The following is a 12,129-nucleotide window of genomic DNA, read 5'->3' as shown; positions in this document are numbered from 1 at the left end:
TTGCATACTGAAAAACTTCATGCCTCTTTTTCTTTAAATACAACAACTTTATTAATACCCGCTTTCTTAAGCATGTCATTAATAAGGATTTCAATGAATACTTTTTGGGGGTAGCCGAGAGTCGTTGCTATTTGAGTTGCAAGTAACACGCTTACTGTAGATTTGCCAAGCTCAACAGCATTGATGAATTGGCGTGTTACCTTCATTCGCTTCGCAAGTTCGGTTTGGGAAATCTTGTCACATGCGCGAATGCTTTTTATGAACTCACCAAAACTTGTATCTTCAATGATGTCTTTGAGACCTTCTCTTGCTGGGATATTTTTATTTTTAGGACTCAATGCGGTGTTACCTCCTGTACTGTGGCGAACCTTGAAGAACTTTTCAGCTTGCCTTGTGATTTCGACTTTTCTTATCACAGCAAAGCTCCTTATTATTGACAATAATTTACATTGACAATAATTTACATTGACAATAAGTTTATCAAAAATAATTATTGAAAATATTAGCGATTTTTTCAATAAAATAAGAACAATATCTATTTCACAACAAAAAATAAATTTGCTAAGTTTAAACGATCACATTTTAGGAGATAGATGCATTTATTAGTTACCTTTGAAAAAGATATTCTATGGAGCATCAATTTTCACCTGGTATTTAATAGATATTTTTTTAGTTTTAATAATTCATAGATAAAATAGCAAAGGAGAAGATAAAATGACTTTATGCAAAGAAACAGAGCCTATAAAAATTGCAGAGCGAGTTAACGATGAATTTCAAGTATTAGCGCCAAAATTAGACTTAGATACTCCATGGTTTGGTTATATTTCTTTTAAAAATAAAAATGAAAATTTTGAATTCCGCATTGGGGTACATGCGGATAAAAATGAAAAAATTATTGACTGGCATCATCCAATTGCAAAATACTATTATCAAAAATTGGAAATTGGTGAGGAAATTGAATTAGAACCGCCTTATCGTAATATTCAAGGTGCCGTAACGGCATATGCCTCAGCAGAGGGGTATTCAGGTTATTTAAAATCTCTTGTTTGGAATGATTTCAAAGGTACAGCAAAAATTATACGTTTGGATGATGGTACCTTTGTAGATATTCATGAAAATCAAAATAATGATAATACAAAAGTTACTTTTTCGAAGCCACAACAGGAAGGCCTTTCCGATCTCATTTCATTATTAACCCCGGAGCAGTATGAGTTAATCACTCAAAAAACTTCAGAACCACTTATAATTCAAGGGCGTGCGGGTTCAGGAAAAACTTCGGTTGCTTTGCACAGAGTGGCTTGGTTATTGAGGGATGAAAATGAAATTCAGGAACATCATAAAAAAACAAAAGTTTTGGTAGTTATGTTTAACAAAGCTTTGCAATGCTTTGTTAGTCAAAGTTTAAAATCTTTGAATTTAGAGGATAAAATTGAAATTAATACTTTTCACACATGGGCAAAATTGGCGCTGGAGAGTGTATTTAAAGGTCAGTTAATTCCTTTAAGCTATTTTGATTTAAAAGAATTATTTGATAAGGCTCAATTTAATGATAATAAAAAATTAGGTCTTATTAAATCTCATGCGGGTATTTCACAATTGATGGAAGCCTTTGTAAAAGCAAAAGCAAAAAAAGTTTGGGAACTTATTGAAAATAAAATTAAGGAATATGATATAGACGGAATTCGACATCAATTTAAAAGAAGCACAACAGCATATGTCCAAGATATTATCGAATTTAGGAAGGATATTAAATATAGAATAGCACAAGAAAAAGACGAATATGAAATAAATAGATTATCTCAAATTGAAATTGTTTTACAAAATATTTATGAGAAATCTATTTTATATAAAGAGGAATTATTTGAGTTATTAAATCATTGGGAATGGTTGATGAAATGTATTCCTAACTTAACAGAAGAAAATGCTAAAAGTGTTGGTTTAAGACAGAAAATTATCCAGACAAAAGATAAAGCAAGTAGTGCAAAAGTTGGAAAATACATTGAGTTTGATGATTATGCATTGCTATTAAGATTAGTTCAATTAAAGCGTGGAGGACTTCCTTATGGTATTCTTGGAGAAGAAATATTTAAATTCGATCATTTGGTTATAGATGAGGCGCAAGATTTTGGAGCAATGCAATTGCTAGTACTTTTGGAGTCTGTAACTTCAAGGACAGGTGTTACAATTGTTGGTGATATTAATCAAAAAATTGCTCCCGAAAAAGACTTTGTAGGATGGGATGAAATTGCAAAATTATTGAATATCGATAATGCTAAAATAACACGTTTAGAAGTAGGGCATCGTTCTACTTTGCCTATTATGTGGCTAGCTGACTCTGTCATTGGATCAAAGCCTATTTTACAAGGAAGATATGGAATTTATCCTAAAATAAAATCTGTTCAATCTAGTAAACAATTGAAAGAAGAAATGATTGATTTTATTATAAAACGGGTAGAGCAATGTCCAAATGCTCATATTTGTATCGTATTCCGCAATAAAAATATAATTAAAAATTATTTAAATGACTTAAAATATTTGTTACGTCATAAGAAAATTGAAGTGAGGGAAGGGGAGAGAGATACTTTTTCTTTTAGAAAAGGAGTGACTATAACAAATATTCATCAAATAAAAGGTCTTGAATTTGATAGTATTATTGTTGGAGATGCTTCTGAAAATCATTGGCCAAATGACTTAGATAGCTGTCGTCTGATGTATGTGGCTATAACAAGAGCTCAGGAAAATTTTTTAGCCCTGCATGAGGGGAGAGCGACTCCGCTGTTTTCTTGTTTAAATGATCCTTATTTTTGGAAACCTGTGGAACGTTTTTTATCACAGAAAGATTTCAAGCCTGTGCAAATAATTCAAGAAGAATGGGATGAAGCTCTTAGCGTAATTGATTTGGAGTTATAATTTTTAATATTATTTTATTAGATAATAAATAAATTATTTATTGCGTATCGGAGCAGTTTTTCACAAAGTCGGCAATACTTTTTGTATTGTAGACATAATATTGCGTAAATTGTTCCATGACATATTCAGAGAGTCCATAATTATTATTGCTATTTATTCCCCAATCATAGGTGTAGCCTCGGCCTGTCCAAGGATAGTGCGGCCAACCATCTTCATTAAAAAATCTTTTGGAAAATTGATAGCCAGGCCATTTGGCAACATTTTTATCGAGTAATTTATTGGCAGGATTTTTATCATCTTTAGTTAGAATTTGATTTAAGGCATTGGCATTTGTAGGCATGGTATTTATGCTATTGCACAATTTATCACCGGTATCTGTTAAAGCCGATGCGCAAGGCCTGAAAACTCCTGCTCCTTTGTAACTATTAAACACTTTGGCATCGCCTTTATAATCTATTTCACCACTGATTTGATTTGTCGGAACTCTCAAAAAAGCAAAGGAATGGACGGAGTCGCTAGGGGCATCAGGGGGAAGTCCTAATAATTCGCTAAAACGGTAACTGAGTTCTTCACTTGTTAACTTATCTTTATTTGGGATTTTTTTACAAACAGTCATCATTTCTTCCACATTTGTAAACCAAACTTCAACTCCGGCAGGCAAGCTTCCACTGGTGTTTTTTACGTAGGTGTATGTTGTATAAATGGCTGCATTAAAGTTTGCCGCTTGAGGACTTTGCGGAAGAGGATACAGTTGGATTTTTGGTAAATTATTCCATTTTTTTAGAAGTTCATCTGTTTTGGCGCTGTATGTATTGTATTTCTGATAATAGGTATCCCATTTGTTTTTATCTTGAGCGGGAGGAGTTTTGGCGCATTTTAACAAGGGAACAGATGCGTTAGCGGTGCTTGTGGCAGATACGATATAAGCCGTACTTGCGAGACGGCAAGTATAGGGGCTTGAGCTTGTTGTGAAAGCATATTCATAATAGGACGGATTTTTATTCACTTCGTAAATAACGGAACAAGTATTTCCGCTTAAGGTTTCTTTCGCTTTTAGTGAAGCCGCATTTTTAATATCACTCACATCATTGGGAGAGCAAGAGGGACTCCGTAAAGTCGCGCTTTGCGAGTTGTTACTTTGAGCTGATGTGTTTAAATTATTGCTTTCATAAGAAAATGCGGGGAGGTTTAGTAAAGAAACAAAGGAAATTGAGACAAGGAAAGTTTGTGATCCCACCGTTTTAATCATAGGCATGACTCCTTTTATTCCCAAGAAAATTAGAACAAAATTTCAAATTTTTGAGAAAATATAAATTGTGTTTAGTTACTTTAAATGAAGCATCTCATATAATTTTTGATAACGCAATTTGATAAAGTTTCTTTTGATAATAGAATTTTTTTGCCGCAATTTAATTTAAAAATTTGCATGAATATTTAAAAAATTAAATTTAATTTTACAAATTTTTGTAAATTATTTTGAAATGATGCCGATTGTAAGGAGGTAAAAAGGGGAGATTTCTAATGATGCAGGTTATGATTACAAATATTGAAGAAGATGAAAATGAAGCGGTATTTTACAAAGCGCAATTGCTTCAAGATGGCAAATTACTTGATGGTGATGTTAAATTTCCAAGAAAACTAAGAGCTGGTGAAGATAAAATTGGGAATGTTTATGAATTAAAAACCCAAAATATTCATTATATGACAAATAAACATGGGCATAAAAGTTTTCGTGCTACCCCAGTAGGTGAACATCCAAATCCTGTAAAAAAATTTATGGACTGCAATCGGGGGCAATACTGCTCTGTGTTACCTTGCAATTGTCTTAGAAAAGCGGGATGAAATTTAAATACAATTGATAAGTAAATAAGATTAAAAACTCTTTTATCATTTCTATTCTTCTAAAATTTCCTTTGCTGGTCTCAAATTCTTTTATACTTCGCCAAATCCCCAAGCATGTGAATTTGACCTAAAATCGATTTCTTAAAATCACTTAACAGCAAACTTTCATTTTCAGAATGGGCATTGGTATAGGGATCTTCAACGCCAACTAAAATAGCAGGAATGCCACCAAATTCATCGGATAAAGGTTGTACAAAGGGGATACTCGCCCCGCAACCAATAAATTGCGCCGTATGAGCGTAACCTTTTTCAAGAGAACGAGCGGCAATTTGATAGACGTCGGCTTTGGGATCGGCGATGGACCACCAATTGCTTCCGGCTTCGGGAGTTACTTTAAGGCGGAATCCGGGAGGGCAGTGTTCTTCAATATGTTTTGTTAATTTATCAGTAACATCTTTGGGGCTCATATTAGGAACAATGCGAATAGACACGCGTGCCCAAGCGGCATCTTGAATGATATTGCTGACAAGTTTTTTGCTTCCACTTTGAATAGCATTAATACTTAAAGAGGGTTGGCGCCAAAGATATTCGGCAAAGTCTTTTTCTTCCACAGCAAAGGGAAGTCCCTTCAAAAGTCCTGTGGCGCCGCGGGCAATATTTTCCATTTTTAAGGAAGAAAAATTCTTTTTTTCTTCTTTTGTGAGGGGAAGAATGTCATCTAAAATTCCTTTAACTTTTATATTTCCTTTTGGGTCGCTTAAGGAAGCAAGTATATGGGTTAGTGCTATTACGGGATCAGGTAAAATGCCACCCCACAAACCGGAGTGCACAGGATGATCTAGCGCTTCCACTTCAATATCAACAGCAACCAATCCGCGAAGAGCTGTTGTGATGCTGGGAATACCGGAGTCGACATTGGCACAGTCTGTTACGATAATGCCATCGGCTTTTAATTTTTCTTTATGTGCACGAACAAAATTTGCCAAATTATGGCTGCCAATTTCCTCTTCTCCCTCAATAATAACTTTGACATTAACGGGAAGTTCGCCCGCTGTTTTTAAATAAGCAGCAATGGAGGCTGTGTGTGCAATAATTCCCGCTTTGTCATCGGCGGTACCGCGGCCATAAAGTCTTCCCTCTTTTTCTGTGGGGACAAAAGGATTTGATTTCCATTTTTCATCGCGCCCGGGCGGTTGCACATCGTGATGAGCATAAAGTAACAATGTGGGAGCATCGGGTTTGTGAATCCACTCAGCATACACATAAGGATGTACTCCTTTTGCAAGTTCAAGAACTTCCACATTTTCTAATCCCGCTTGACGCAGATTCTCTGCCGTTGCTTCGGCGCTTAATTTAACATCATTTTCGTCAAAACCAGAAAGACTGACGCTGGGAATTTTTACAAGTTTTTTCAAGTTTTCAAGCTCTTTATTAATATTATCTTCAAAATAATCAAGCGCTTTTTGTGTTGTTGAAGTGGGAGCTGTGGTAAAAAGGGGTGCTCCTTTTTCATTTTTGCAGCCGCAAGTGGGAGAATGAGTGTGTTTTGTCATATTCTTAAACTTCCTTTGCGAATCAGAATTAAAAATTAACATTCTTTTTTTAATATTTGCCATGCTTCGTTCAAGTACTTCATTGCTTCGTTATCTGTATCATTGTTTTTATCCGGGTGCCAATATTGAGCGAGTTTTATATATTTTTTGCGAATTTCAAGCAATTCAATATTTTCAGATAAATTCATAATGGCGCGCGCCCAATTTTTTGTTCCTGGTTTAAATGCAAGAGAAGCTTGGTAGCAACTTTCAAAATCGTCTGAATCTGTTTGATTTTGCTTATGCAGTAAATTTTGCAATTCGGAAAGCACCTGTTTTTTTAATTCCAGGCGTTGCTGCTTTTCTTGCTTTTTTTGCTTTTTCTTTTCATATTCTAAGCGTTTAGCTTCAAAAACGCTGTCGTCAATAAAATCGTCTTCCATGTTGGAATCAATCACCTGCTGTTATATGTCTTAGAGAACCATGTGCTTTTTAGCTGCTTGAAGGAAGGCATAAATTGCCATTTTCCTTTCAGAATCAATTAAAAGGATTTAAATACTGACATGCCAAACCTTTCTTTTCAAGAGAATCTCATACAGAACATCTTCATGCTGGAAGCCGTCTCACGTATTGCCATGAGCACTCTTTATGGATTTGCGGTTTTAAGTTTTGGTTATACTTTAAGCCTGCGTGCTCGTGAAAAAAAGCATTTTGAAATGTTTCATAATTTAGCTCGTATATTATTTGGATTTGCAACGATATTTACAATTATTTATGGAACCCTAGAATTTATTTTGCCGCTGAACTCAATCACAACACAAGTGTACACGGTCATATGTCTTGTTTTAGCATTGGCTGTTATTGTGATCGATCGGGGTAAAGAAGGTTTGCCTTCTTTTTCGTTTTTAATGGGCGCTCTTATTTTTTTGATGGTCACCATAACTCCTTTCGTCGATCCCAAACCTTTGTACCGTGCCACATCCGTCGATTGGCTTGTCTATTTTCACATAGGGACAGCGGCCTTGGGAGAGGCTATTTTTGTGGCATCTTTTTGCGCGTCACTTTTATATTTGCGCGACTATCAAAATTTAAAAAAACGAAAATGGGATAAAAATTCATCACATACCAGTTTATCTACCTTAGAAAAACTCATTGAACGTTCTTCGCTTATTGGTCTGACTTTTATTACGTGCAGTCTTCTCTCAGGTCTGGCCTTGATTTTTATCGGAACATTTGCTGTTCAAGTCGGTTTTATTAAAATTTTATGGGCATTTTTAGTTTGGGGATGGTATGTGATGACGATCTTTGGCAGGAGCTTCTGGGGATGGCGCGGAAGAAAAGGTGCTAAGTTAGCAATTTTTGGCATGATACTCCTGCTATTAGGATTATTTGGTACAATTTGGCAGTACTTTTAATTATCGGGAAGAGTTATTCAAATTATGAAAAAAAGAGTTCTTATACTCCATACAGGTGGTACGTTTGCAATGGTTTTAGGAGGAGGAGGACATTCTGCTTCCAAGCAATCTCCCCACTTGCTTGACAGTCTTTTATCTAGTGTGCCTGAGTTAGCTTCTCTGGCAGAAATTGATTTGAATGTCATTTGCAATATTGATTCCTCCGACGCCAATATTGAATTATGGAAGTTATTATCTACAACTATAAAGGAAAATTGGTCGGATTTTGATGGATTTGTTGTCATTCACGGAACTGATACTATGGCGTGGACAGCAACAGCTCTTGCCTTTTTTCTAGAAGGTTTGACAAAACCCGTTGTCTTTACAGGATCGCAGCGCCCTTTAACCGCATTACGCAGTGATGCGCGCATGAATATGATTGATGCTGTTGAATTAGCAACACGTGGTATTCCTGAAGTTTTAATTTGTTTTGATAGCAAAGTACATCGTGCCACACGTGCTACAAAATATAGTAATGAACATTTGTATGCTTACCGTAGTTATAATGCTCCTATTATTGGAAGTTTTGGTGTCAATATGAAATTGAATTCCAAAGTCTTAAAATCAATTTTACCTGAAGCAAAAAGACATGCGCCGGTTATTAATCCCTTAGCAAATAATAATATTACGTCGTTACTTTGTGTCCCAGGAGCGGTTCCTACTCGCGCTTTTTGTGATGCCTTATTGTCTTCCACCAATGGAATTATCATTCAAGGTTTTGGTGCGGGCAATTTGCCGATTGCAAGTGAGCATTGGCTTGATTTGTGTGAAAAAGCGTTGGATAGACAAATTCCTGTTGTTATTTCAACTCAGTGTGAATCAGGCGCTGTCTCTTTAGAACTATATGAAAATGGAAGAAAATTTGCGTTATTGGGAGCTATTTCTGCACACGATATGACCTTTGAGGCAACCAGTGTGAAGTTGATGGTGATGTTGGGCAGAAATATTCCGTTTGAAAAAAGGCATGAGTTCTTTGCGACGCCCTTAGCTTTTGAATGTTCTTCTTCTTTAAAATGAATAACGTAACAGGTGGTTAATTTATATGACATCATCAACCCCTTTCTTTTCATACTGCGGAGTGCATTATAAAACATGTCCTGTAGAATTGCGCGAAGCATGGGCTGCTGTGGGGACGTCTGAAAATTTAAATACCATTTTAAAAAAACTAATACCTGATAACGTCATTGAGTTTGTCATAATAAGTACATGCAATCGGTTTGATATTTGTTTTTTTGGAAAACTAGATGCGCAAAAAATATATTTTATTTATTATGAATTATTTCAATTATCTCTTCAAAATAATAAAGAATTAATTCAAATTAAATTAGATAAAATTACAAGTTACGTTAAAATTAATTTTGATGCCCATGCCTTACGTCATTTGTTTAAAGTGACAGCAAGCCTCGACTCTCTGGTTCTTGGCGAACCGCAAATATTAGGTCAAATTAAAGACGCCTATGTCAAAGCAGTGGAATTTGGAAGTGCACAAAGTTTAGCGGGTCCCGTGTTTAATCGCTGTTTTCGTGTGGCAAAAAAAATTCGCACGCAAACAGACATTGGTAAAAATGGGATTTCAATAGGTCATGCCGCTATTGATGTCATTTCCCGTGTTTTTGAAAGTTTTGAAGGCAAAAAAATTGTTATTATTGGTGCCGGTGAAATGTCGCGCATCACAGCGCAGCATCTTATATTTTCTAAAGCACGAAGTATTTTTATTGCCAACCGTACGTTTGCGCGTGCTGAAAAATTGGCTCTCGATTTGGGAGATGCTTGGCCATTAGAACTAGATGACGCTCTGAATAGAATTTATGAATTTGATATTTGCATTACGGCAGCATCGGGAAATCATTATATTATTCAAAAATCAGATTTAAAAGATTATCAGAAAAAACGTCAGGGTAAACTTGCGGTCATGGTCGATATTAGTGTTCCTCGAAAAATTGATCCTGCTATTTCAGATTGGGATAATTTGTTTTTATTTAATGTTGATGATCTCGATTCTGTAATGGAAAAAAATCGAGAAATGCGAAAACATGCTTCCCTTTTAGCTGAAAATATAATTGAAGAGGAAGTACAAGATTATATTTTTACATGCAAACAAAAAGAAAACTTAGCAAATGTAGGACGGCTTCACAGTTGGGTTAAAAATGTAGTGGATTATGAAGTCTCTCGTTATATGCGTGACATAAATAACGGTAAAAAAATTGAACCTCAAGTGATTTCCGATGCGGTTGCAAAAAAAATTGTTTCCTATGCGGCTTCATTAGCAAAAAATAATATGAAAATTGAAAATGATGAAAATACAGTTGGCGATTTACTCGAATTTTTATTTAATCTTTCAGAACAACCGCTATTACCTGAAAACATCCAAAAAGAAGATAATTTATTTAAGCTTCCTATGAAGAATAATAAAATGAATTTAAGTTAATCACGATTCGAAAATTGAGAAAGTTTTCCTTTATGTCTATTCCAATTCAAATTGCAACTCGAAAAAGTAAATTAGCTCTTTGGCAGGCTGAAACCATTCAATCTTTGTTATTAAAGCAGGGTTTGGTATCGGAATTGTTACCTTTGGTGACTACGGGTGACAAAATGCAAAAAATTCCTTTAGCAGATATTCATCTTGAAAATGATATGTCCGATGCACATCATTTAACAACAGGAAAAGGTTTATTTATTAAAGAAATTCAAGACGCTCTTCTTTCGAGAAAAGCCCATATTGCCGTTCATAGCATGAAAGATTTGCCCGTCACACAAACAAACGGCCTAAAAATTATGACATTACTACCTCGTGCCGGTGCAAGGGATGTACTTATTTTATCATCAAAATTAATTAAAGAAATAAAAGAAAAATTTATTTTTGAAAAAGAAATTCATAATTTAAGTTTTGAAGAATTAAAAAAAATATTACTGCAATCTAAAATTTTTAATCAAGAAGCCATTGGAACTACAAGTACACGAAGACAGATGTTACTTAAAAAAGTATTTGGTTCACATTTAAATATTGAAATATTACGTGGTAATGTGGACACACGTTTAAAACGTGTTCGAAATGACGAGTTTTCTGCTATTATATTAGCAGAAGCGGGTTTAGAAAGATTGAGATTATTTCATAATAAAGAAATGTTTTATTTGCCTGTGCATGAATTTATTCCGGCAACGGCTCAAGGAGTGATCGCGGTTGAAGTGATGCAACAGCAAGAGACATGGCATTCTTCATTGCATAATTTAAATTGCCCTAAAGCCTGTGTTGCAGCAGGAATAGAAAGAATGATTCTTGCTCTTTTAGGAGGAGATTGTCATTCTTCCATTGGAGTTCATTTTATTGATAAACAGATTTATGTGATATGTGGACGCAATCATGTTCATAAAGAAACTGTATTTACGATTTCTGCCGAGGAGTTTTTGCAGATCGAAAAATTATGGGAATCTTGTCTGTTTAATTATTCTCAATATTTTGAAAAACTATGTCAATCCTCTTTGTGTGAAAGCGTGAAAATGCGGTTAATCGCAGCAGGATTTTTAGAAGTGAGCGCACTGAATTTTAATTCTTAAATAAGACTGTTGTATGAACGGAAAAAAAATTAAAAAAATTTTTGTAGAATGTGGTTTAGAAGGAGATTCTCCTAAAAAAAGCACAAATATTTTTTTTCCGGTAGCAAAAGCTGAATTTATATCATCAAGCTGGAATATTCCTCAAAATAAGGAATTCACAGCTTGTTTTACAAGTAAACAAGCTGTGAATTCTTTTTTATACCAAAAATTTGATACGCAAATTGACAATTTAATGTGTCATCGCATTTGTGCGGTTGGTCAAAGCACAGCAGCCTATATTAAAAAGGTTTTGCCCCTATTCGTGCAAAAAGCGGTAAAGGAAGTCATTTATCCTAAAAATGAAAAGGGTCTTTTTGCTTTATTATCAGAACTGGAAAATAATTTAAAACATAATTCTCATGTTGTTATATTTACCTCTGAAATAGGAAAATCAAAACAAATTTTGAGTGAATTCCTTTCTCATAACCTGTTCACTTATGAAATTGTTCCACTTTATACTCTCGTTGATTTAGAAATTAAAAGAGTAAATGAATATCTAACTGTTTTGTTTCAAAATGAGAATTTATTAGATTCTCAATTTGTTTTTTATTGTCGCTCAGGTTACATTGTAAATTTGGTGGTCAAATCACTAATTACATTTTTTAATGTAACGACCCCGCATAACTTACCTCCATTTCTCTTTTTTTCTACGTGGGAAAAATCTGCACGAGAGGCACTTTTGAAGCTAAATTTAATTGACAGAGATATATCTTAATGTCAGTTTTAGGAAGGGTTCTATTTCTTACTTTAGAGAAGAATGGAACTTTAATTAAGGGAAAGGTATTCCTGATCACAAG

At 34.7% G+C, this 12,129-nt stretch carries 11 protein-coding genes; 7 read left to right on the top strand and 4 right to left on the bottom strand.

Features of this window, described 5'->3' with window-relative positions; translation table 11 throughout:
• Positions 1 to 17: 17 nt before the first annotated feature.
• Complete coding sequence (locus AXG55_RS08970; RefSeq protein WP_148697788.1) at positions 18 to 416, bottom strand: helix-turn-helix transcriptional regulator; 399 nt, start codon at positions 414 to 416, stop codon at positions 18 to 20.
• 298 nt (positions 417 to 714) lie between these two features.
• Here AXG55_RS08970 and AXG55_RS08965 point away from each other — a divergent pair, with 298 nt between their 5' ends.
• A complete protein-coding gene (locus AXG55_RS08965; RefSeq protein WP_148697787.1) occupies positions 715 to 2,910 on the top strand; it encodes a UvrD-helicase domain-containing protein in 2,196 nt (731 codons plus the stop codon).
• 37 nt (positions 2,911 to 2,947) lie between these two features.
• On the opposite strand, the gene AXG55_RS08960 is transcribed toward AXG55_RS08965, so the two are convergent.
• Entirely contained in the window at positions 2,948 to 4,159 is a 1,212-nt protein-coding gene (locus AXG55_RS08960; RefSeq protein WP_148697786.1) for a hypothetical protein, read from the bottom strand.
• A 272-nt stretch (positions 4,160 to 4,431) separates the two neighbouring features.
• Here AXG55_RS08960 and AXG55_RS08955 point away from each other — a divergent pair, with 272 nt between their 5' ends.
• Complete coding sequence (locus AXG55_RS08955) at positions 4,432 to 4,752, top strand: hypothetical protein (protein ID WP_148697785.1); 321 nt, start codon at positions 4,432 to 4,434, stop codon at positions 4,750 to 4,752.
• A gap of 80 nt (positions 4,753 to 4,832) precedes the next feature.
• Here AXG55_RS08955 and AXG55_RS08950 read toward each other — a convergent pair whose 3' ends face one another.
• On the bottom strand, positions 4,833 to 6,305 hold the full coding sequence (locus AXG55_RS08950) for a M20/M25/M40 family metallo-hydrolase (RefSeq protein ID WP_148697784.1): 1,473 nt from the start codon (positions 6,303 to 6,305) through the stop codon (positions 4,833 to 4,835).
• A gap of 35 nt (positions 6,306 to 6,340) precedes the next feature.
• The gene (locus AXG55_RS08945) at positions 6,341 to 6,727 is read right to left on the bottom strand and encodes a J domain-containing protein (RefSeq protein WP_148697783.1); all 387 of its coding nucleotides are present in this window, start codon (positions 6,725 to 6,727) and stop codon (positions 6,341 to 6,343) included.
• Between the two features lie 120 nt (positions 6,728 to 6,847).
• On the opposite strand from AXG55_RS08945, the gene ccsA reads away from it, so the two are divergent.
• The 5 genes from ccsA to AXG55_RS08920 are packed head-to-tail and all read left to right on the top strand — an operon-like array spanning position 6,848 to position 12,047.
• A complete protein-coding gene (gene ccsA / locus AXG55_RS08940; RefSeq protein ID WP_148697782.1) occupies positions 6,848 to 7,699 on the top strand; it encodes a cytochrome c biogenesis protein CcsA in 852 nt (283 codons plus the stop codon).
• A gap of 24 nt (positions 7,700 to 7,723) precedes the next feature.
• The gene (locus AXG55_RS08935; protein WP_148697781.1) at positions 7,724 to 8,755 is read left to right on the top strand and encodes an asparaginase; all 1,032 of its coding nucleotides are present in this window, start codon (positions 7,724 to 7,726) and stop codon (positions 8,753 to 8,755) included.
• A gap of 25 nt (positions 8,756 to 8,780) precedes the next feature.
• Complete coding sequence (gene hemA, locus AXG55_RS08930) at positions 8,781 to 10,166, top strand: glutamyl-tRNA reductase (protein ID WP_148697780.1); 1,386 nt, start codon at positions 8,781 to 8,783, stop codon at positions 10,164 to 10,166.
• Between the two features lie 32 nt (positions 10,167 to 10,198).
• Positions 10,199 to 11,293 carry a hydroxymethylbilane synthase gene (locus AXG55_RS08925; protein ID WP_148697779.1) on the top strand — a complete coding sequence of 365 codons (1,095 nt, stop codon included), beginning with the start codon at positions 10,199 to 10,201 and terminating at the stop codon, positions 11,291 to 11,293.
• Positions 11,294 to 11,306: 13 nt separating this feature from the next.
• On the top strand, positions 11,307 to 12,047 hold the full coding sequence (locus tag AXG55_RS08920) for a uroporphyrinogen-III synthase (RefSeq protein WP_148697778.1): 741 nt from the start codon (positions 11,307 to 11,309) through the stop codon (positions 12,045 to 12,047).
• Positions 12,048 to 12,129: the final 82 nt, after the last annotated feature.

This window comes from Silvanigrella aquatica (assembly GCF_001907975.1).
GTDB lineage: Bacteria > Bdellovibrionota_B > Oligoflexia > Silvanigrellales > Silvanigrellaceae > Silvanigrella > Silvanigrella aquatica.
The sequence above is the reverse complement of the archived record's forward strand: the minus strand, read 5'-3'. Positions and strand labels throughout refer to the sequence as shown.